Annotated in this window: 24 protein-coding genes; 8 read left to right on the top strand and 16 right to left on the bottom strand. The window is 40.1% G+C overall.

The window, feature by feature from the left end; all coding sequences use genetic code 11:
• The first annotated feature begins 416 nt into the window (after positions 1-416).
• Positions 417-716, top strand: coding sequence for a hypothetical protein (locus JWG45_RS22300; protein WP_232380747.1), 300 nt, complete (start codon positions 417-419; stop codon positions 714-716).
• 159 nt (positions 717-875) lie between these two features.
• On the opposite strand, the gene JWG45_RS17415 is transcribed toward JWG45_RS22300, so the two are convergent.
• Genes JWG45_RS17415 through JWG45_RS17425 form a run of 3 tightly spaced genes read right to left on the bottom strand, consistent with a single transcriptional unit; the run spans position 876 to position 5,133 of the window.
• Positions 876-2,444 carry a hypothetical protein gene (locus JWG45_RS17415; protein ID WP_205280898.1) on the bottom strand — a complete coding sequence of 523 codons (1,569 nt, stop codon included), beginning with the start codon at positions 2,442-2,444 and terminating at the stop codon, positions 876-878.
• A 23-nt stretch (positions 2,445-2,467) separates the two neighbouring features.
• Positions 2,468-3,187 carry a baseplate assembly protein gene (locus JWG45_RS17420; RefSeq protein ID WP_205280899.1) on the bottom strand — a complete coding sequence of 240 codons (720 nt, stop codon included), beginning with the start codon at positions 3,185-3,187 and terminating at the stop codon, positions 2,468-2,470.
• Complete coding sequence (locus tag JWG45_RS17425; protein ID WP_205280900.1) at positions 3,184-5,133, bottom strand: hypothetical protein; 1,950 nt, start codon at positions 5,131-5,133, stop codon at positions 3,184-3,186. The genes JWG45_RS17420 and JWG45_RS17425 overlap by 4 nt, the downstream gene beginning before the upstream one ends.
• Before the next feature lie 70 nt (positions 5,134-5,203).
• On the opposite strand from JWG45_RS17425, the gene JWG45_RS17430 reads away from it, so the two are divergent.
• The 7 genes from JWG45_RS17430 to JWG45_RS17455 all read left to right on the top strand — a co-directional run bounded on the left by JWG45_RS17430 (position 5,204) and on the right by JWG45_RS17455 (position 9,622).
• Entirely contained in the window at positions 5,204-6,400 is a 1,197-nt protein-coding gene (locus JWG45_RS17430) for a baseplate J/gp47 family protein (protein WP_205280901.1), read from the top strand.
• Between the two features lies 1 nt (position 6,401).
• Complete coding sequence (locus tag JWG45_RS17435; protein WP_205280902.1) at positions 6,402-7,001, top strand: hypothetical protein; 600 nt, start codon at positions 6,402-6,404, stop codon at positions 6,999-7,001.
• Complete coding sequence (locus JWG45_RS17440; protein WP_205280903.1) at positions 6,994-7,779, top strand: hypothetical protein; 786 nt, start codon at positions 6,994-6,996, stop codon at positions 7,777-7,779. Before JWG45_RS17435 ends, JWG45_RS17440 begins: the two co-directional genes overlap by 8 nt.
• Positions 7,780-7,926: 147 nt before the next feature.
• Positions 7,927-8,298, top strand: coding sequence for a hypothetical protein (locus JWG45_RS17445; protein ID WP_205280904.1), 372 nt, complete (start codon positions 7,927-7,929; stop codon positions 8,296-8,298).
• Entirely contained in the window at positions 8,226-8,393 is a 168-nt protein-coding gene (locus JWG45_RS22305; RefSeq protein WP_332476728.1) for a DUF6171 family protein, read from the top strand. The genes JWG45_RS17445 and JWG45_RS22305 overlap by 73 nt, the downstream gene beginning before the upstream one ends.
• A gap of 34 nt (positions 8,394-8,427) precedes the next feature.
• On the top strand, positions 8,428-8,736 hold the full coding sequence (locus JWG45_RS17450) for a hypothetical protein (RefSeq protein ID WP_205280905.1): 309 nt from the start codon (positions 8,428-8,430) through the stop codon (positions 8,734-8,736).
• Between the two features lie 523 nt (positions 8,737-9,259).
• Positions 9,260-9,622 (top strand): hypothetical protein, encoded by a 363-nt coding sequence (locus tag JWG45_RS17455; RefSeq protein WP_205280906.1) that lies wholly within the window; start codon positions 9,260-9,262, stop codon positions 9,620-9,622.
• A 4-nt stretch (positions 9,623-9,626) separates the two neighbouring features.
• Here the strand turns inward: JWG45_RS17455 and JWG45_RS22310 are convergent, their stop codons facing one another.
• The 13 genes from JWG45_RS22310 to JWG45_RS17510 form a co-directional block, all read right to left on the bottom strand.
• The gene (locus JWG45_RS22310) at positions 9,627-9,851 is read right to left on the bottom strand and encodes a hypothetical protein (RefSeq protein ID WP_232380748.1); all 225 of its coding nucleotides are present in this window, start codon (positions 9,849-9,851) and stop codon (positions 9,627-9,629) included.
• 17 nt (positions 9,852-9,868) lie between these two features.
• Positions 9,869-12,574, bottom strand: a complete 2,706-nt coding sequence (locus JWG45_RS17460) for a ParB N-terminal domain-containing protein (protein ID WP_205280907.1) — start codon at positions 12,572-12,574, stop codon at positions 9,869-9,871.
• 33 nt (positions 12,575-12,607) lie between these two features.
• Complete coding sequence (locus JWG45_RS17465) at positions 12,608-13,105, bottom strand: hypothetical protein (RefSeq protein WP_232380749.1); 498 nt, start codon at positions 13,103-13,105, stop codon at positions 12,608-12,610.
• A gap of 30 nt (positions 13,106-13,135) precedes the next feature.
• Positions 13,136-14,254, bottom strand: a complete 1,119-nt coding sequence (locus JWG45_RS17470) for a hypothetical protein (protein ID WP_205280909.1) — start codon at positions 14,252-14,254, stop codon at positions 13,136-13,138.
• Entirely contained in the window at positions 14,251-14,502 is a 252-nt protein-coding gene (locus tag JWG45_RS22315; protein ID WP_232380750.1) for a cold shock domain-containing protein, read from the bottom strand. The genes JWG45_RS17470 and JWG45_RS22315 overlap by 4 nt, the downstream gene beginning before the upstream one ends.
• Positions 14,478-15,032: a hypothetical protein gene (locus JWG45_RS17475; RefSeq protein WP_205280910.1), complete on the bottom strand. Its 555-nt coding sequence runs from the start codon at positions 15,030-15,032 to the stop codon at positions 14,478-14,480. Before JWG45_RS17475 ends, JWG45_RS22315 begins: the two co-directional genes overlap by 25 nt.
• Positions 15,029-16,009, bottom strand: coding sequence for a hypothetical protein (locus JWG45_RS17480; protein ID WP_205280911.1), 981 nt, complete (start codon positions 16,007-16,009; stop codon positions 15,029-15,031). Before JWG45_RS17480 ends, JWG45_RS17475 begins: the two co-directional genes overlap by 4 nt.
• Positions 16,010-16,046: 37 nt before the next feature.
• Positions 16,047-16,580 carry a hypothetical protein gene (locus tag JWG45_RS17485; protein WP_232380751.1) on the bottom strand — a complete coding sequence of 178 codons (534 nt, stop codon included), beginning with the start codon at positions 16,578-16,580 and terminating at the stop codon, positions 16,047-16,049.
• 182 nt (positions 16,581-16,762) lie between these two features.
• Entirely contained in the window at positions 16,763-17,230 is a 468-nt protein-coding gene (locus JWG45_RS17490; RefSeq protein WP_205280912.1) for a hypothetical protein, read from the bottom strand.
• A gap of 1,040 nt (positions 17,231-18,270) precedes the next feature.
• On the bottom strand, positions 18,271-19,650 hold the full coding sequence (locus JWG45_RS17495) for a PBSX family phage terminase large subunit (protein ID WP_332476729.1): 1,380 nt from the start codon (positions 19,648-19,650) through the stop codon (positions 18,271-18,273).
• Positions 19,637-20,272, bottom strand: coding sequence for a hypothetical protein (locus JWG45_RS17500; protein ID WP_205280914.1), 636 nt, complete (start codon positions 20,270-20,272; stop codon positions 19,637-19,639). Before JWG45_RS17500 ends, JWG45_RS17495 begins: the two co-directional genes overlap by 14 nt.
• A 55-nt stretch (positions 20,273-20,327) precedes the next feature.
• A complete protein-coding gene (locus JWG45_RS17505) occupies positions 20,328-21,293 on the bottom strand; it encodes a DNA-methyltransferase (protein ID WP_205280915.1) in 966 nt (321 codons plus the stop codon).
• On the bottom strand, positions 21,290-22,165 hold the full coding sequence (locus tag JWG45_RS17510; RefSeq protein WP_205280938.1) for a helix-turn-helix domain-containing protein: 876 nt from the start codon (positions 22,163-22,165) through the stop codon (positions 21,290-21,292). Before JWG45_RS17510 ends, JWG45_RS17505 begins: the two co-directional genes overlap by 4 nt.
• Positions 22,166-22,238: the final 73 nt, after the last annotated feature.

The following is a 22,238-nucleotide window of genomic DNA, read 5'->3' on the forward strand; positions in this document are numbered from 1 at the left end:
CTACCGACTCTTTCAGGCGCTCTACAAATTGACTTTCTACGAGCGTCAAATTCGAATCTTGTAACTGGCTTACCACTCCGGACAAAGTGTTTGCAGTAAGAGTTGAATTGGAAGTTTTCTCGACCTCGTGTTTCCCGGCCGCATTATCATTTCCAAGCATTGCCTCAGAGAGTGATCGTTTCGACTCATGGACTTTTGCCGAGATTAGAGAACGAATAATTTTATTTACATTTTCCGAAGTGATACTAACAAACTTGTAGGAAATGTTTAAGAGACTATTTAGATTATTTCCTTCCCTGTCTGCAAGTTCCCCGAACTCAAGAGCACGGTTGTTTAGTCCCGCATCTATGAGAGAATTTTTTACCTGTAAAATGTAGTCTTCTAAACTTCGAATCGATTCCGGGAAGTAGCTGGGTTTGAAATTTTGGTTTACGAATTTCTTTTCAGTTTTAGGAGCAATGTCGAATAGACTTGGCTCTGATGGACTTATTTGTTTTTCTCGTTTTTGTTTATTTTCAGAACTTCGGTTAAATGTCTTTTCTTCGATTGGAGGGGATTCATTATTTTTGATCGTGGCTTTTGAAGAGTGTTCGGTATTTTTTACCGTATCTGCAATTAGTTTGGACGCGCGAGATCTCGAGGGAGCATTAATCATAGCCCAAGCTCCCTTTTCACCGGAAGGTTTTACCTTTCGCCAAACAGATCCGTCTGCGTGAGTTGAAGGCCAGCCTACCGGCTTTTCATTCGATTTTAGAACTAGTAAAGTGGATTTTACGACTTCACGGATAGAAGACATTCTGTCCGAAAGTGTAGAAGAATAGAGTCTATCGGAGTTTGGTTTTCAAGTCTGTGAAATCAAAATGGATTCCTTTTCTTCACTCAGTATAGGCTTTTGAAGAGGTAGGACTCCATTTAAACGAAACGTTAGTATTTGCTTTCGCTTGGCCGGGTGAGAATTCATCGATTACGTCTGTGATATATCCAAATTCACTGATTTCATCTTCCGGCATGGGATAATTCTTCGAAGAATCCATAACAATTCGAAAGGGCATTCCCGGACGTAAAGGGATAAAAGGAAGATCAAAGGAACCACTGGCAATTTTTAATTCTTCTTTATTACAGAAAATACTAAAGAGCATATCTCGAATTTTAGCGAGTTCGTCTTTGTAGTTTTCTTTGTTATTTTCGTTTAAATTTTCTTCTTTAAAAACGAGTCCCGCCATCTTTACATGAAGTAGTTTAGGCCCAAAAATAGAACGGAGTTTGTCTTCGTATTTCGGTTCGGAAAGTACCGTTCCAAATTGTTGAAACGTATTTTGAATAACGTGAACTCCGGCGATCACCGAATCTTCCGAATCCTCGATACGGTAATTTTTTAGATCATCAAATGCCAAATAATAACAAGCATCGATATTTGAGGTTTTTAAATCCCGGTATTTCCCATCCTTTCCAAACATGTAAAACGGAGTTGGCCTGAATACTACCTTCGCCTCTTTCCTTCCAACTTCGTATTCCTCGATCGTATTCGATCCAATCTCTCCCAAAGAAACTCCTTTCCCATATAATCCGTCAATTTGAAAAGATTGAAGTGGATCCACGAACAATTCATAGAGGGGTTCAGAAACATACGATCTTAGAATCTCCCAAAAATTAACATAAGAACCGATCGAAAAGCTCGACAAAACTTGTGATTCGTATGTGAAAAATTCAGTGTATGCTTTTTTAGGAAGAAGGATCGTTAAAATAGAATCTGGATCGGTTTGTGAAGTCGGTGAAAGGACTGGATGATCTGCGTACCTTGAAACGTTCATAAGTGAACAAAAAAACTCATCCCAAAAGTTTTTGATTAAATCAGATAGCTGACCCTGCAAAAATACTTTCGTCGCTTTCATGATTACGCCTGCATAAGATTCTTGGGTTCGAGTGGGTGGCGTCCCTTCCGTTCTTTGATAATCGATAAAAAAATCTGTGTCGGAAAGAAGGGTTTCAATCGGTGAAATAGTCACGCTTACAAAACTTTTTCCCTCTGCCGAATATTCTCTAGGCGCAGATTTTACCTTCCCGACGTTTAACTTGTTAAACCTACTTTCCTTTGAATTCCCCGATCCATTATCGTAATAAATAAAAACGATACTCCGGACCGAAAATATATCTCTGAATCTTAGAAATTCTCCTTCTTTGATTTGAGACAAAGGAAGCGGAGTTTCAGAATTACGTTGTACGAAGTAAGATTCTTGGTACGGAATTGTTAGAGAGATTCCTCCTCTTTGCGCGGAAATGGAACGATGAGATTTAATCGTTGTAACGTGTTCCACTGGAAAGAAGATATTACTGGAGGAGCCGGGTAAATGGACCTCGATCGCAAAGGACTTTGGTGGAAATCCAATGTCTCTACGCTCTGTGATCTTTTCTACTTTGTCAGAATCGGATTGCGGATTCGGCACAAAGAAAATTGTAAAGGATTAGGTCATATCGGAGGACTTGTCTTTGTGGGAGGCAATGGTCCTGGGTTATAAAGATGGTCGTGTTCTTTTAAAGAGGTTCCCGCCGCGATCACATCGACATCGGATATGATCTTTTCTGTTGCTTCAATTTTTCCGGTGATATCCAAATCACCCTCTAAAGTCGTTTTTCCTACAATTTTCGTATCACCATTTATTTGAACTTTGGAATTTATCTCCACCTCTTCAAACGTGAGGGTTGCCTTTTTGGATGTAAAATCAAGTTTCAATACGACTTCTTGCGAGTCGTTGTAGACCTCTATCTTATTCGTTGTCTGACGAACCGCGTAACCCGACTCGTGAAAATCAATGATATCTGATTCGGGATCGATAAAAGAATATTTATTCCAAAAGTCCTGAATATTTGATAAGTCGGAATCCTTTGTAGAAAATGGAAAGACTTGAGTGATGAGAGGAGCACGAAAAGAACCTCCTATAAATTCAAGCAATACAAGCTGATTTTTTTTAAGACCAAACGCTCTACCGTGAGCATTCCCTCCTTGTTTTAAAAATGGCCCAAAGTACCTGACCTTTTGAAACGGTTCTCCAAAAGTTGTCAGAACATTTGCACGAAACCTCGGAAGAACTTCGGTAACGATCGCGATCATCGGAGGAGTCAATCTCGCATCCGGAGACTGCGGTTTTTCCTGCCAATCAAAAGGATCGTTCGAAAATGACCCTCTCATATCGAAATGATATTACTCCCGCCTGAAATCGATTCCAAATAAAAGCGAAATAGAATCTTGTCCCCGTCTTGCAATACTCCAAGAAAACGAGCATCGTTTACTCTTGGATCGGACTTGAATTGTCGTAATAATTCCTTAATAGTTCCTTTACTGTAAATCTCATCCGGGGTTTCTCCCCAAGCAATCGGATTCCCAATCTCCGGACTTCCCGGAATCGATCCTATTACAATATCTATGTGATCCAGCTTTTCATTTACAAGAGCCTCTTCACCCTCTACAATTTCTAAATCACCAGTTGGCGAAATCGCAATCCCTCGGTTTTCAGTGAGTTTTATATCGCATCCTAAAAGCCCGATTTCTAAATCCTTTGGCGTTGGATTGTCCGGCAAAACCGTAAAAACATTTGTCTTAGTTCCATACGGGATTTTAATTGCGCGTCTTGCAAGAATGGTAGTCTCATGTTGTCCGTTATAAAGCGCAAGGGCTTGTCCGAGAGTCGCGTCCCCTAATTTTTTTTCCGCAATCGACTCCCAGGTATCTCCCGACGACACATAATGAATGGAATATTCATTATCAACAGCCGCTTCGTTGATTGCGCTTTGTGTTTCTAAAAGAATCTGATTTGCCGTCAAAGCAAACTGGTAAACGTCATTATCTATCCAAGCACTCAAATCGGCGTTCGGAAGGAGGGACATAGATTCATACGATCCTCCCGTTTGAACGGGAATTGTAAATTGTGCGATGAGAGAAATTAAGGCACTACAATCCGAGGATGTTTTTTCTAAATTTTGTCTAAAATCTGCTTCGTTCGATCTTGATTTTCGATAGGCGTCATCAATTCTTTGGGAGATTTCTTCCGCATTGAATCCACGTTTCTTTGATTTGATTCCAAGATCAGCCTTTGCATTCTCAAAAGTTTTTCTCGCTAATTTCCCTTGAGCATTAAATTGGTCCTTCATTCGGTCCCAGGAGGAGAGAAGTCTCTTAGAAGAACTAGCAAATACTTGAACCCCTCGCGCGACTCCAAGAAGCGCACCTGATAACTGTAAGGGAAGATTTATGATATTTTCTAACTCATTCATGAGTCCGGAAATAGTTCGAAAGGGACTAAAGTTACTCCGGATAAGTTGGCTTGTAATGGAAGAATCAAGTTCACGTACAACAACCAGATTCAAAGAATATTTGTAAGTATTCGTGTCAGATACGGAACGAGTGATTGTAAAACCACTGGACGGAACGACTACCTCTACAGTTCGGTTTCTGTCATAGTCCCGAAAAACCATTGCGTGACTCTTCCAAGTCAGTCGCCTTTCTCTGAAAAGTTTTGCAATCTTAGATCCTTGAGGATCGTTAGAGGAATATTGAACCGGATCAAGACTTCTCGAATAGTGAAGGATAAACATAAAATCTTGGAATTCTTGGAGTCCCGACCTAAACTCCCCTCCTCCAAAACTTAGATAACTACTTCTGATTTTATCATAATAGCTACTTACAGAATTCGAAACAAAACTCTTTGCGGCCGAGAACGCGGATTGAATAAAACCTGCGCCTGTATCACCTGGAATTGCAGACCGTGGTTTCGATGGAAGTCCCAAATGATAGATATGAAATTCACCTTCTAATTTTATTTCATGGTTATCAGGTCCATAGTCAACGACAACCACACCACCAAAAGTTTTTTCAATTCCAACGCGGTATTTGAAATTCTCTGTGTATTGGAGCGGACCATTTACAAAGAAGTATTCATTTGAATCAACGTTTGTACCCGACAGGTTGTAGGAACTGTTGTTTTGTTTTTCATAGAATGAAATTGAGAAAACGTTCTGAGGTTGGTATGTAGGAGCTAAACTTCCGGAAAATGCTCCTCCTGTAACTGAATTAAACGCAGATTTTGCACCGTCTACAACGCTTCCGCCAAATCCAGAAACAGAATCGATTACTCCCATCGTTTAAGATAATAGATTCTTTCAGCCTATCGGATTTCCGATTTTTGAAATCGAGTTACGTTTTTTAGGGATGAGTTCTCCTGCTCCTTACATTCCAAAAACAGCACTCGAATACAAGACAGCTCAACAAAATAGCTTACTTGCGAGCGGTTCTAGACTTTCAAACTTTAGTCCCGGATCTAGGATCTCAACCTGGATAGCGAATATTGCTTCCGTTCTTGCAGAAGGGGATTTAAGAACACTTAACGGATTTGAATACTCTATCAGAGAAGGGGTTTATAACGCCTTTGGTTTTACGAGGCTACCCGGTCTAAAAGCAATCGGAGTTCTTCGAATAGAACATTCAGGTCACACAACTCCCGTAACGATCGGAGTCTTTACACTCGATCTCTTTGGTCTAATTTATGAGTCAATCGCACCCGTTACGATTCTTGTTGGTGAAACTTCCGTTGAAATCGAAATCCGAGCAAAGAACCCCGGAAAAGATTATAACATAACCCGGCTTTCGATTGATACACAAGAAGGTCTTGGTACTATAAATGTTCAAGTTCCACCGAATACAAGGATCTGGAATCCGAGTGATTTCGCCGGTGGAACTAACATTGAAAGTGAAGAAAATAGGCTTCGTCGTTTTCGCAACTTTATCGTTTCTCTTGGTCGCTCTACTCCTCTTGGAATTTATACCGCTGCAACTTCGATTCCCGGTGTGGCCGGAATCCAATTAACGACTAACGTTAATCCGTATTCCGGTTCTTTTGAAATCGGTTGGATCAATCTTTATATCTCGGATGGAACTTCAAATCCGCCACAAAGCCTTCTTAATCTTGTTCAAAAAACAATTGAAGGCGATTTAAACGATCCCGAAAACTTTCCAGGATACGCGGCCGCTGGAACCTTTGTTGCAGTCTTTAGAATTCCTGTTCTCGGAATTACAGTTAAATTCGATCTTCAAATTCAAAACGGATCTCAACTTTCAAACGAACAAGCCTTAGATATCGCACAGAACCAACTCACCCTTTACTTAAACACCTTACCAGTCGGCTTTGATGTTTTACTAAAACAAGTCGAAGGAACAATTCTAAAAGCTCATCCGGATTTTTACAAAGTAACCATAACAGAGTTTTATGGAAAACTCGCATCCAATCCGGTTCCTTCCCCGCTTCCAACTCCAAGTGATATTTCCGTTCCTTCAGTTGATCTTCCAAGAACCGGAGGATCTTCCGGAGGAATCATTTCAGGGACCGTAACTCGTGTGGAGCCGTCTTAATATGCCACATGAAAACAAATTACTGGATGGTCTCCCTCAGTTTAATGAAACCGATCCTATCTTTAAAGAATTGTTCGGAGATCCCTCCCGACCTGAACTCAGTCCCGTTTCGAATATAAACGACATCAATGTCGGAGCAATTTACAATTCAGTAGAGTGGCATCTTAGATTTCAAGACCTCGCAGTCAAAAGCGCGGTTCTTCCCGGCGCCGAACAACACTTTTTAGAAAAATGGTCTGCGTTACTCGGAATAGAACGACCTGCGGGAATGGATGATTCCGAATTTGTAGGTTATATCATCGGATACGTTCTTTCGAACGAACCTACGATTCCAAAAATTGCAGAGATTTTTCCCAAACCAGATTTTGCAGTACTTCGATGTGATGAGTTAGGTTTTGCAACCGACGTTTCTGCAACGGACTTAGGACTCATTCTTCCTGGACCGGATACCAAAGCAGTTTCAAGCATCGTCACCCCGGACAGAGGTGCTTCTTACGTTCTCACAAATGACTTAAATCACTTATCCGACTTACAACTCACCGAACTCAATCGAATTCTTGCGGCCGGCGTTGCCGCGTTTGCAGGAGAAACAGATGGCTAACGAACTTAAAATTCCTTTAACAGAGAACGAAGTAAAAGTTTATTATCAAAGTTTACTTCAAAAAGTAACGGCGAACGATTTCAATCGATTGTCAGGAGCGGAATCAGAACATTCTGCAATCCCCGCTGTTCTAAGTGCAATACTTGCGACCATCGGAAGAAACACGGATACCGCGATTGGTTTTTCTGTTTCTACACTTGATAATCAAAAGATTCAAGTCGGAGCCGGTCTGTATATTCGACCCAACGCGGTTTATATTTTTCCGCCTGTGACGGTATCTCCAAATCCCGGTTCTTTAGAAGGAATTTATGAAATCGAACTCGAAGAAGCGCTTACCGATTCTTCTGCTGTTCCTCTTTGGAATACAACGACTCAAAGATTTCAACCACAGGTAAGACCGACTCGTAAAACATACCGAACAAGTCTCTTTGAACAGTGGGTAAATTCCCCCGGACTTCCAACACCGACCACGGGAAGAATTGGTCTTCTTTCTTTTCATAAAAATGGGATAGGCGGACCAATTACAAACTTAAACCGGATTTTACCCGTATATGATCCGGGTTTAATAGGCGTGGAAGTTCAGTTAGATCCAGGCATTGGTGACAGGACTTCCATCGCCGATGCGATCAACTGGATATTTCAACATTTAGAATCGAAAGATTTTATTAGGACTACCTCCTCACCCGGTTTCGATAACACGAAATTTCAGGTAAGGACGCAAGGAAACTTTGCTTATTGGAGTAAGGATGGTGGAGGTACCTGGCTCCCTTTCGCATAACCCCACCGAGTGGCCCATCTTCTCCTGTTTCGGGAGCCGGTGGTCACTGGGTGGGGAATTTAGGTTCGAGCCGTTACGATGTTTTTCCAAAAGGTTCTTATTCGATCGGAGACCTTTGGCACGTAGTAGACGCACATATCGATCAAGGTGGAAACGTTACCGATTGCGGTCAATGCGGGGGGAACAATAGCTGTTTTAATCTTGGACCTTGGTTTGATTGTCCCCGCTGTCCGCCTGGCTATTCAAAGAGCAGTGTTATCGGACTTTGCTGGGTTGGTGGGACAGTTTTTTCACCGTGTTGTACGAGTACATGCTGTATCAACACATGCAACACTTGTCATATTGCTAATTGGTTCACTCGTTACAAAGTTTATAAGTATGAATTCTTTACTTGGACTTTGGTATCTCAATATACCGTTCACGGAAGATTCTGGAGTTAGTCAATTATGGCTGAAAAGAAAAATGATGATTTTTCAGAAAAAAGAATGGGAACCTGTCTTACGTGTCCCTTATTGTTAAATGGATTTTTTGGGGAACGATGCTCAGTATGTCATTGTTTTGTTAGGCTGAAAACGAAATTAAAACGGGAATCATGTCCTATCGGGAAATGGTAATTAGAAAATGTCTGGATGTTGCGGAGGAAGCAGTATGAACCAACAACTTATTTTTCAACAATTGAGCCAACTCACTGGCTTAGGTATAAACAAAGGAAAAGAGCCAAGCGAAGCGGCAAACGAAGCAAATATTTTGATTAAGGCTTTGCTTGTAAAATCGAATGAAATGGCGAAAACCTTTCCGGAAAGTAACAAGGAATTGATCTTTCACCAACTCACTCAGTACGCGTATGGAAAATTCAGTGTTGAATCGGATATTCAAAAAGTTGTGGAGAATGTCGCGGCAATTGTTTCCGACCTTTTGTCAAAAGCTAAGGCTTTGGAAAGTCAACTCACAGGATAAAAGAAACATGAAGTCTAAAATCCGGAATCGAATAGACCTCTTTTTGTGGAGAATAAAGGCTTCGCGATTTTCTTCAAAGACTTTGATTGATAGCGAAGGATGGCGGCTTGTAATTCGAAACCATTGGTCACATTGGTTTAACGGATTCCCATTCTTTACCCTTTCTTTTGAAAAAGGAACTGGTAACGGAACTATTATGGCTCTAAACGCCGGTTTCTTTGGATTTGTATTTGTCTTGTTTATATATTCCAAAACTTCAATAGGTTCCCCAGGTAAGAAAGTTTGGAAACAGATCTGATCTTACTTTTCTTGATCTATTCTGTAATTGGAACCGTTTCCGGTTGGGTGGTCTTCGCGATTTTGGCACTTCTCGTTTATGTATGTGTTTTTGGAATTAAGAGATACAAAATAAGAACCAAGACTCAGGCTCCGAAAACCTAAGTGAACTTTTTTTGAAAGACGTTTAAATTGCGTTTCATTTCTTAGTTCCCTATTTTTAATCAAATAAATAACGGAAATTAAAATGGGAATTGACTCCTCTATTTTTGCGCTAAAAAGCAAAACACAATTTTACATCGATCGAAGATACAATCTTTTACCTTCCTTTTTAGAAGATCCAAAAGGATATAAAGATGCTTTGTGTAATATAGAAAAGGGTTTACCTCGCGACGTATTTCTTGCATTTGTAAAATTTAGTAAAGCCTGTGGCTCAGGCCCGGACAACCAATATACAAACCGAAATTTGGAAGTTTTAGATAAACTTTTTCTATGGGCAGAACGTAAATCCAAAGATGATATATTTTTTGAAAGTTCAGATTCGGTTTTTGACCCTTATTTACAGGAAGAAAACGAACTTGATAAATTTATTCTGGAAGAACCTTGGTAAATCCTTATTCCAGATCCCCGAATTGGATTTCTCTTTCAAAATCTCCGACCAATTCTCGCTTTTGCAAAAAGCGAACTAGGCAATCTCGATCGACATACACTTTGTCAATCGCGGTCATGATCTCATCAAAGGATCGCTGTGACAGCGCATGAAAAAAGAGACCTTCTGTTAGCAAGGCTCGAAATTGGAGCACTTCCGGATGATGTCTAAACGACTCTTGATTCTTCAAATATTTCCTTCCATATTTTATTTCAATACCTCTAAAGTGTAGGCTTCTTTGATTTGGATTGCCTTAAATATTGCCTCGTCAATATCCAAAAGAAAAGATTTTGCAAACATCATCGGCATACTTGAATCGTCCTCAATTTCTTTCAGTTTTAATTGAAGAGAATCTTTAATAATGGATAAATCTTGAATAATTACGTTTAATCTTCCGATTACGGAAGTAGAACCAACTCCTTTGTCTGCCGATACAGCGATCGATGCCGCGAGCTCTTTAATTGTTTGAGGAGAAAGGGAGGTTACGTTGTCGCCTAGGACGCGCTGATAGGTCTTTGATAAAGAATCCATCATCACTTCCAGCATTTTACGGTTTGTCGCGGCTGTTTCCATAGAGACAGTTCGAAGAGCTTCCCTTTGAATATCCGTAGCTACGGAATCAAAATCAAAATTATCAAACTGACCGGACTGTAATTCTTTGATATAGTTTTGAACGACAGACGGTCCACGACCGGGATATTTTGATCGGTTTTCAACAAACCATTTGTAAGCCCTGATCTGCATCGTCGCATTCGGTTTGTCGTTTACATCCTTTGCAAAAAGTCCAATGACTTCTGCGACTCCCAACGGAAGAGACCTGTCTTTTTTGTGAACGAGTGTAAAAAGATCCGGAGTCAGGTTATTTAAAGCCAATCTTTTGTTTACCTCTCCGATCGTGATCCCTAATTTTTCAGAAATTTTCTTCGCATCCCAACCGTCCTCTACCATTTTCCCGTAGGCTTTCGCCTCATCAGTCGGCAATACGCTTCTTCTCTGATTTTCGGAGAGTTGAGAAGCAAGACGATCGTTACTGGATGCAAATTCTTTCGTAACAACCGGTATTTCAAAATTGGATGAAAGCTGGCCCTCTTCGATCAGTTCTTTTACGGCTTCGTATCTATGGTGACCTGCTACTACCGTCCATTTACCCTCCTGCTTATCGACGATAATAGGAAATCCAGGATCGTAACCTCCGTCCTTGATTTTCTGTTTTAAAGAATTGATTTGATTTCGATCGAAATCTTTTTTCGCAGTGTATTGTTCAATCGTTCGGATTTGATTGAATGGAAGTTTTGTGGGTGGTGATCCGTTTTGAGTCGAACCTCTTTCTTTAGAAGGTTTTGTTATCCGTATTTGTCTTTTCTTAGTTATGACCTCTTCTTTCTCTTGCTTTTCTTTTTTTACAGGTTTCCAACCATCGGAAGTTTTTTCGCGGGTGATTCCATCTTTCCAAACCTTCTTAGTTCCTAATTGTGCGGCGGGACGGCCTCTTTTCCCTTTTAAAATGAGTATTAACTTTTCAAGGGGTTCGCGAGCCGCAAGAAGCATTGTTTTAAACAAGTCTTGTTCGTCTTCGGATAGTTTTGATTCCTTTAGTTCCCCTCGAAGATCTACGAAATCCGATGCAATGTCTAAAATATCTTGGCGCGTATCGGAGATATAGGCAAGGTCCACAAACTCTTTTGCTCTTGAATCGAGACCTTGACTGAGGAGTGTTTTCTTTATGTGATCGATTAATTTTCCATGATCTTTGTCATCGGGAGAAAGTTTGTAAATTGGGCGATCGGAGTATTTTTTTGGACGAACAATTGCCGCCGATTCTTGTTTTAATCTGAATTCATTTTCCGAATATCCTTCCGGTCTTACAAGCCTCGTCGAAACATAGTTCCCGTGTTTTCCATGAACTACAATTTTCTTCTTTATTAACTCGGCCGCATTTCCTGATTTTTGAATAAAATGGAAACCCTTTTCCTCGAAAGAGGAGCCGCCCACTAATATTGTCCGTAACTGATTTGCTTTTTGGGATAGTCTTGAAAATTCTTCCCTCGGGTTTTGTAACTCTGCAAGTTTTGATTTTAAGAATTCGAGTTTCGGACTTTTTAATTCCTTTTTCGTAGCCTTTGTCGAAAGCCACTCCTTAAATTGGGGAATGGTTAAAGTAACAATCGAACCAAATCCTTTCCAACCCTTCTTGTAGTTTACAAGATACCCTTGTTTTGCAGATTTTTCGTCGTGAAAACCGAGCATGACTTTATGTTCGTCGAAAGAGCCATCGCTGTTTTTTTGATTCACGACAAATACAATTTGTGAATCAGGATCGGGTCCGATGAATACGTCTACGTGATCCCCATCCGCGCCTTGTGTTCTTTTGATATAACCGTAATCAAACTTGATTTGGTTTCTCCAATGCTTTCCATTTTCATCAACCCCAGACCTGTAAGATCCTTTCCGATTTTCGATTGATATCTCGATCCCTTGGATCCTTACATGAGTCTTTTTATAGTTACCCGCCTTTATTTGTGACAGGGTTGGTTCTGATTTTAAAATGTTAGAAGTTCGTAATTCGAGTCTTGATTTTTGAGTCCCTTCGGCTTCTTCTTGTTCAGGACTCGAAACTTCGACAATTTCAGCGCGGTTTTTTAAGTAAGAAGCAAGAAACGTAACTCCAAGAGATTTGAACTCTTTTGAAAGTGCGATCATCGCATCCTGAGAGAGTTCTTTTTCAGACGAACGAAGAACTGTAATTAGACCTTTTCTGGAAAGTGAGTTTATTTCACCTTCATTCCAGGGTTCTTCCTCTCCCATCACCCATTCTTGCCAATGAGGATTTGTTTTCGTCATCGAAAGATGAATCTTGTCTAAAATCGTTTCTGCGATTTCAGGTGTGATATCCTCTGAGGTCAGAATCTCCAATTTGATAAAAGCCTCGTCGTAACTTTTTTTTTATTAAATTTTTAAATCCTCTCGGAGTCTATAAAGGGCCTCTTGATTCTCTCTTCTTTGGTCACGATCGAGCGATTTAACAAATCCGTCCCAGCTACCGGCTTGAATTGTTGCTCCGAAAGGTAATATTAAAATGACGGGAATATATCCGTGTAAGGTTTTAAAAGGAATTGCTACTTTTCTCTCTAATTTGGATACGAAGTCTTCCGACTTGTGAGTTTCTGCATTGTAGTGTAATACAATAATTTGCCCGACTGGTTCGGTTCTAAATTTGACTTTGTTTTTCCATGTGAACCAAGCCAAGGAAAGCATACCGTACAAATATTTCACAAGGACAAGATGGAGTTTTGTAGTTTGAAGTAGAACGGAAGCGCGGTATGAAAGAACTTTGTAAAGATCGGTTCTTTCAAAATAGAAAAGAAACTCGCCTATTTTCTTAGTTAAAAAGTTCGTTCTAAACGAAGATGATAACCAACTAAAGATACTCAAATTAGATTCCATATTATTTCCTTCTTTCATCCTAAAATCCGATTACTGTCTTCCGTTGAAGTTTGCGAGTGGTTTCATTTTGAAAAGTTTCGGTTTGTCCCGATCTTCTCCACTTCCGCCTTCGATAAAACCAGTGACTCGAAATGTTGGATGATAATCGTAAATAATAGTGTAACCGTTTTTTGGTTTATCGGACAACCACTGGATTTTTGAGTCTCCAAAGATTAAGAAGTCTTCTCCCTCTTTGTGAGTTACAAAACCGTTTTTTCCTTTAGAAATAATTCGATCAACGGAGGCGATTGGAGAATAGGAAACAACATCAAAAACTTTGTTTTGATAGGAGATAAATTCAGAATGTCTGAGAGTTGAAATAAGAAGTGTGATAATATCACCTTCTCCCATATTGTAACCACCTCCAAGAACTCCCATAAGCTCCCCTTCCTGGAAAGTGATCTGACTACGATCAAAGATTTTCCTCGAATCCGGATCCACTCGATACGTTTTGTATCCAATCTTTACCGGATTGTAGAAAAGCACTTTGAGTCTGTGTTTTCCGTTTACTCTTTTTGGAAAAATAACTGAGTTTAGAGTATATCCACTAAATTCTACTGAAATGGGTTCTTCTTTCTCGGAATCCGGAACTTTAAAAACCTCGACGACTCCAATGATCGCACCGAAAGGAATTTTTGGGAAAAGAACGTATTCGTTTTTTCCCTCCGCTTCCACATACAATTCTTCAACTAAAGAAACTTTGTATTTTAATAGAACGGAATTCCAGTATTTTAGATTTTCCTCGACTTCAAAGAATTCTTCGTGTATTCGTTTGACTGTGAGCTGTTTTTGAGTTTCTCTCGAAAAAAGAACTGCGCTTTCAATTTTCGTAATCGGGGCGTAGCGAGTAAAAACTTTATTCCCTACTATTTTCCAAGCCGTTTCCTCCTGAATCAGTAAGTCCTCTTGGAACGTACGAATCAGTCCTTCCAAACAAAACTTGCAATCCGGAATTCTTTCTTCCGCCGGACAAGGGCAAGGCGAAAGTCTGTACCAAAGAGCAGACTCCCCTCTTCTCTCTAAAAGATCTTCATTCGTGAGTGGAGTAAGAATATTCGGTTTGGTCGTGATTGAAAAAGGTGTTACTCCACCTTGGCCGGATTTCCTCATGGTTTGGAAACTTTCGTTGCTTGCAAAACGAACTCTCCGCGCTTTTTGTCGAAACCTTTACGAAGTGAGAATTTAACTTCTTTTCCTTCTTTGATTTCCGTTTCTGGGAGAAAAGAATACTTTGCGTTAAAGAAATATTCTATTCCGTCTTTCCCTGTGATAAAACCGTAACCTCCGCGATTAGAGTCGCGATTCCAAGGAATGTATTTTCGAACCTTTCCAGTTAAAGTGTGTTTGTAAGTTTCCAATCGATATATTCAGCGAGCCACGAATCCGATTCAGGTTCGTGGCAACACGTCGGTTCCTCCCAGATCCCGATTGAATATAAATCGGCCTTTCGTATCGGACCAAATTTTCTTTCTAGCCTAATTCTTTCCTCATTGGCTTCCACGTTTTCCTCGTATCGGTCATCGGTTCGAATTCGTTCTTTAGAATCTCGTATTATTCCCTGTCTGAAAATCTCATCGATTTCACTCAAATCCACTTCTTCAAAATCATCAACACTGACGGCTATATATTCATGGGAACAGTTCGGGTGCATTGGACAACAAAATTGATATTCTTCCAAGTGAAGCAGTGCGTTACTTTTACCAGGCCAAACTGCGATCGAAGTAATTGGATCTCCGGAGAACTTATCCCCTCCCAAAAATTTGAGTCCTCGGGACTTCATGTATTTTTCATCTTGGAGGCTTTCCAAGGATGGAAAGACCCGTGCAATCTGTCCGAGAAACTCCTTACACTTGGAACAAACGATCGGATTCGATTCGAAAGAGGTCACGAGTAAGAACCGCCACCAAATTGAACATACGCCGCGCCTTGTTTCTCATTTGCGAGCATGAGAAGTTTACCGTTATTAAAATTGATGGATGCTTCCGTATATGCAAATCGGGTCATGTCCCGGTTTAGGTGATCGGTAACAAGTTTTTCGTATTTTCTTTCCCGGCGAGCTTGTGTTAAGTCAGAAATCCCATCTTCGAATAATCCTAGTGCTTCCTTTATTTCAGTGTCATCCGGTGAAATCATGAGTGACTTGATTTCTTCTTCAGTTGCGTTTCTTGCAAGTGCTTCCGCAATTTGGCGTCTGTACATTTTTGTGATTAATTCGTATGACTTTCCCGATCTTTCTCCGTTCTTATCATACACAGCAAGCCACTGGGCTCCTTTGGCTTGTCCATAGATAAGAGAGTAGGTTTGTTCTCTTGTTAATCCCGTTTCCTCCATGAGAACATCGATGTCTCCAAGTTCGGGTAGGTTGTAGACGATCGCACGCTCTGAAAATTCAGGGATTGTCATCTCTTTTAGTTCGCCAGGGTCTTCTCCCTCTCCGATCATATACTGCGCGATGTATCCGAGAATCGTAGCTTTGTTCCTTTCTTCTAAATAAATGCGGTTCCAGTCTTGGGCTAAAAAATCAAAGATTCCTTGATCGGCTTCCTCTAATTCGTCCCGAGAAATGACTCCTTCCGGAAAGATGATTCTTCCGGTTTGGCGAGGCAGTTTTGAATAATCTTTTGAAGGATCCGGTGTTACATTGATCGTTCTTGGAAAAAAGGTAGGTCGGACTAGGAGTTCTCCAAAAAACTTCTTTCGAAGAACACCCATCGCATCGGACCAAAGGGATTTTCGAATTTCGAACTGGATTCCTTTTTTTGGATCACCTAAAAGAGCGTATTGTAAGGAGATAAAATAGTAGAGCCAAGCATAGGTGAGTTCCCGTAAGACTCTATACTCTGAAAGAGGAGATTCTCGTTTCATAAAGTAAACCTCTCTTAAAGTGAGAGGTTTATTCTTTTTATTCGATCCCGGCTTCCCTTAGGAGCTTACAGGCCTTCCAGAATAGGACGTGAAGGACCGTATCTCTTCCTCTTTGATTTTCAATTGAGGAGCAAACACTATCGAAGAGAACTTGTCTATCCTGAGACGATAACTTGCCAACTTTCTCAGCGAATTCCGTTTCGCTCTCCGGAGTTCCTGAAATCAAACCGGACGCATTGAGTAAGCGGAATCCTTTCCAAAAAAGGATATGGAGAACGGTGTCTCGGGATTGCTGATTGACTACCGAAGAATAAAGACTGTCAAAGAGGTTTTGCCTATCTTCCTCATTCAATTCAAGCACCAAATTTGCAAGAATCACGTCTTCGTCTTCTGCCTTGTCGGTTTGTTTTATTTCGGTTCGCTCAATTTCCTCGGAAATGGGATGAGTTTCCGGGGTAGGGATTGCAGAAATATTTTCCGAAGGGATTTCGTCTTCGGAAAAGGCTATCTCTTCTTTATTTTCAATCGGACATTCAGGGAATTCATTTTCGACAGTTTCATTTGTAGACATGGAATCGATTCCTTATTTTGAATTTTCCAAATTCTACGTGTTTGCGCGACGTATCGGGAAAAGAATCGATTTGATTTTAAGGATTTTATCTAATTTTTTTTAAGGGAGTGAAAAATTTCCAAACAGGCTTAATCAATTTCAATCTTAATACAGCCCGTTTGGAGGTAACGGTCAAATATATGTTAGCCGGTTTTTTTAAAAAAACGCAAACGCATTGTTTTTCGAAAAGTCTCTAAAACAGACGGTTTATTGTTACGATTCGTGATTTCAAATCGCCTCAAGTCTACAGGAAATTCTAAAGGTGTTCCTATACTTGATAAAACGAGAATTACACCTGTGTCGGTTTCAAGAGGCATTCCGCCAAATGGACCCGCAGAATTCTTTTTTGGTTTTCGATATATCTCTTGGATGATTCCATATTCGCCTTCTTTTGGATATTCATATCCACCTCGTAAGGACTCAATTAACCTTACTTTATCCCCGACCTTAAAGACAACTTTCCTGTTTAATAGCTCGGAAATATCTTCTACAAGGTCTTCTTTCTTTTCGCTGGATAGGGTCGCAAATTCCGCCTTCCGATTTTCTATATCTTTGATTAGCCCTGCAATTATCTGCGCTCGTTTGCTAAAGTCATAGTCGTCAAAAATCATATCCGTTCCTATATGTCTTTAACGGATTCTACAATTATAACAATAAAGGAATTGATAAACGATTCTCTATATTCTTAATTGCGAATCCATTTTCCTTAAAACGTTTGAACGTTATTTGACTTGTGTCCACTATTTATTTCAGAAAATATTACATTTTTCAGTTTTAATGTAAGGGATGAGAAAACTGTGACTTTTGCAAAATAGCAAAGGTTTTATAATATTGAAGTGTTTTAGATAACTATTTTCAAAACTTACGGCATTTACCTATTTCGTATTAATTCTCCCATTTATAATGCGGAATGACGAAATAATTCAAGTCCGGCTCTTGTTCGTATTTCAAAGTCTATTAAGCTTTTTTCATCTCCGGCTTTTTTAAAACAATTCGTTTAATAAAAGACACTTTGTGAAGCGACTCCCATCCGTACAATTGGATCATACTTGCGTATTCCAAGGAACGAGAAATCATTCGGCTTGGATCCGAGTCAAAAAGAAGTTCAAAGATTATCTTTTCATACTCTTTTATCGAATAACTTTCCGGGTGTAACCTAAATCCTAAATGTGCGATTTCTCTTTCTAAAGTATTCAATCTAAATATAAATTGTATCCGGTTTAACTCGAAGAAATAAAGAATCAAAGTAACGCCGACCAAAATCACCACTGAAATCCCTAAAAAAAAGAATGATGATCCGGATAGATCCAGTCTTGGGATTAATCCGAGTAACGCGCCCGAAAGAAACGAGGTAACATAAAGCCAGACCTTGAGAGACTTCGTTTTTTGAGTTTCAAGAAAATTGCGTAGATGAGATATAAATATAGACCACCAAAGAACTAATTCAGCAGTCTTTTTGTTTCTTTTGAATTCATTCAATGAATTACGCGGCAATTCACTTGTAGATCGAGCCAAACACACTTCCAAAGCAAGCAACTGAGCTTTATACAAAGGATATGGATTTTCTTGGCTCGGTTTCATATTTGCAGGACGGTCGCGACAAATACAATTGGCGAGTACAATTTTTATTGCACTAAAAAAATTCTCTCACTTACCTTTTTGAAAATTTATTTGGGTCTATCCCAAACCTTTCCAACCTATTATTTCGAATATCTGATACGGTTTTTGGTCTACTTTCTAGTTCTTTTTTTACCTTGGAATATGATCTTGTTATTATATCTCTTTTCCCTCCGATGATTTTCAAAGCCCAATAACGAAGAGCGTCCATCGCATGATCGTGATTTTTGATTGGAATCTCTTTTGCATTTCTTCCATCCTTTTGCGGTTCCCAAGAGTAAATTGAAAATTCTTCTATTGTATGAACACAAGAGCGGAAAATTCTAAGTTTAACCCCTATCGTAGACTCAAGGAGTTTGATTAAAGCCTGAATTCCAGTAGAGACGTCCTTATCAGCCGCAAAGGTAACGTATCCACATTCCGCCATTGTCGCGCGATCTTCTGCGTCATGATCGGCTACTATCCAAAGATTCGGTTTTCTTCTATCTCCTATGAGTTCGCAGTGTCTTCTTACAGTATGTTCGGTGAAATAATGCTCATCCGCCAGATACCAGGTTTCGTTTGCTTTGTCGAAATAAAGCCAAAGGAATACAAACGGATTTGTATATCCGAAGTCTACCGCACCCGCACAGTCCCAGGAGTCTGGAATTTTGAATGGCTCAACAATCGCCGATTCAAACATCGGATAGACAAGTCCTTCAACGTCTATCCACAACCCCAAATACAACCGGTCACGTTCGACACCCGTAAGCTCTGAAAGCATTTGTTTGTATTCATCTGTGATAAAAGGGTTGTCGAGTGGCGTCCAGTGACGACGCGACATTCTAATTTGTCTTTTGGTTGAGAGTGCTTCTCCCGTTTCTGGATCTTGTCTAAGAACAAAGTATTTGTAAATCCAGTGAAACCGATTCCTCGGATTACAATCGACTATGAGTTTGTTTGTGAGTTCTTCTCTTACATACGAAAGTCTTGTTTTTATTTTTTGAAATGTGGGATAGGAAACTTGAGTTGCTTCGTTTAAGAAAATGGTATTGAACTCTGTCCCCATGATCTTTTCAACACGATCGGAATCATCAAGACCGGCTCCATAAATCTCAGCTCCGTTTGTAAAAGTGATTACGTGGTCGCTTTCATTGATTGAATAATCTCGATCCTTAACAAAACCCATATCTTTCAGGCAAGGAAGAAGGGTCTGTCTCCAAACACTCATACGAAGATGATTGAGTCTGTATCTGGCTATTAAATGTCTTGATCCGGCTGAGATCCAGGCACGGGATATAATTGCTTTTATGATTAGAAAGGTTTTACCACTACGAGCACCACCGTCGTAGCATATCTCTTGTATAAAATGATTGCCCCAATCTTCATCGAGGGCAAGTGACTGTTTCGGAGAAAAATACTTACTTCTTTGGATCGTCTCCGTTTTGGCTTTTTTGGGATCTAATGAGAGAAGTTTCTTCCTTGCCGACACCTATGGCTTTCCCGCCAATGAGCTTCTCGATCGATCCGGGTAGTTCTCCTACGCCGGTGATAATTTGAAGATTGAACTGGCTTTTTTCGTCCGGAGATCCGGATTCGTTTCGGATAGTATCAGGTAAACCCAGGGATCGGAGAAGTTCCCGGAGTAGGGTATTTCTCGATTTGATTAGGTAAGAAAGATCCTCGTTGGAAAGTTCGGGATCATAGAGTCGTTTTTTGATTAGATCGAGAAGCTCGGTCGCTTCGGTATTCATACGGGCAAGAGTCGTTGAAGCGTTTGAAATAATGGAAAGGGCCGTTTTTTCCCTCACTTTTCCTTCTATTTCCTCAAAATCATTCTTCCAACCGTTCCTCTGAATCAGATTGTCGAGTTGTTTGTAATCGATTTTATACTTTCGACAAATCTCTTCTCTGGAAGAACCCTGCAAGTAAGCAAATCGAATCTTTAGTTGGTCTTTTTTTGAAAGTTTTCCTTTGGTCGGTGCGCGATTTTGTAGAGCCTTATCTTTCCCACCCACTGACTTCTTTCGGGCGGTCACTTTCTTTTTGGCTACCATAAAGTAGTACTATAACAGAATAAGCTTTATCATACTCACGAATTGAAGCACACTTTTATACATCCTCCTTCGATTTAGATAGAACATTCGAAAGTATAAGATCGGCATCCAAAACACTAATTTCGTTCAGTTCGATTCCATAGAAATTTCTACCGTTTTCTAACGCTACCTTACCTACCGTCCCCTCTCCCATAAACGGATCCAAAACAATTCCTCCCTTCGGACATCCTGCAAGAACACAGATTTCAAACAGTCTTTCAGGTCCGACGGCTGTGTGTCTTCCTTTTGAATTTGGAGTCGGTATCTGCCAAACGGATCTTCGTCTTGCTGTAAAATCATTGGATCGAATTTTATTTTCTAAAATTCGCTTTTTGATTTCCGAAGGATTTTCGGTCTTGTGGTCTGAATAATCTTTTAGTCCCGTCCCTTCATATTGTCCGTGTTCGTTTGCCCCCATTGACTTTAATACAGCTGGTAGCGTAGGTGTCGGGTGATGAATTCCTCCAAGTGGAACCGAAACAGACCGAGAATCGAAATAGTAATTCACGAGATCGAGAACAAATAGAAGTGCGTATTCGTGAGAATTTGTAAATCTTCGGTTTACTGATTCCGGTTTGCAAGAACCTATATTTCCTTCATCCGTCGAAATCGACTTTGCCCAAACAATCTCTTGAACAAAAATATATCCTTCTTCTTCCATCATATCGATAAATCCGGAAGGTATGCGAAGTGCGCATCCGTGTCTAAATGAATCGCCAATATTTACAAATACGGTTGCTGATTTCTTTAGTCTTCTTTTTGCTTCCCTAAAAACCCGACTAAGATGGAAGTAATATTCCCAAAGACTTGCTTCTCGACCAATTTCTAATTTCGAATACGGATGACCTTCTGGAAGATAGATTCTTTTCTGAAAATACGGTGGGGAAGTTACGATACAATCGATACTGTTTTCATGTTCATCTTTTGAAAACGTACCTTTTAGAATTCGGTCGGAAGCTCCAATGGATACTTTGTAATTCATTTCATTCTTTCCTCACAAAGTATTGCAATCTCTTCGAATAAGGAAATCGAACATTCCCACTTACCGCCCTCTAGTTCTGCGATATAGGATTGTGAATATCCTAAAACTTGCGCGAGTTCAAACTGAGTCATTCGTGCATCCTTACGCAATTCCCGAATTCGTGAGGCAAGTTCTGAATTCTCAAATTTAAAATTCTTGTTAAAAGACTTTGACCGAGCCGCGTCGGCGGAATCCCGAATCACGTCTTTAAATTTACCCTTCCATTCATAATTGAGATTCTTTCCATTAACCTGAAGAAGAAAATTTCCGTCCGAAAGGTCTGAGATACTGACTCTAAGTCCGCGTATCTTTTTTTTCTCCCATAGACTCCTTAATTCTTCCAGTGTTACCTCTTTACTGCTTCCAGTTCGTATCTTTTTTAGATCAGCTTTCAGGGTGGACGTTGGAATTCCCGTTTCATCTGAAATTGTTTCGAGTCTTCGAATTGTAATTTTAGAACCTGTAAAAAAGTCTGGGCAATACACTTGCAAAATCAGAATTCTATCTTGATGACCGAAATGTCGTCTTCTTACATTTCGAGAAATCATATAGGAGAGTTCGTTCTTTGGAGAAACAACGTAACCGGAGACTGACGTCCAACCAAGAAGTTTAACTGCTTTTACTCTGTTTTCTCCAGACAAACAAAGATAAACGTTTTCATCCTCGATAAAGCGCACTGATATCGGTTCGTGTAAACCAAACCTTGCAATGTCTTTAGAGAGATTTTTTATGTATGCTTCAGACTTTGTTTTAAAAAGTTCTGAGTTTCTTGGATGAAACTGAATTCTATCCAAGGGAATTTGTGAGACTATGGGTGAATCTTCATGTCCCACGTTTAAATTTAAGTTAGGATTGGCAGGGCTTTTCACACCCTATGCGTAACTTTTACACCCTGAAAGAGTCCAT

Origin of the sequence: Leptospira ainlahdjerensis (assembly GCF_016919175.1) — a bacterium.
In the GTDB taxonomy this organism is placed as follows: domain Bacteria; phylum Spirochaetota; class Leptospiria; order Leptospirales; family Leptospiraceae; genus Leptospira; species Leptospira ainlahdjerensis.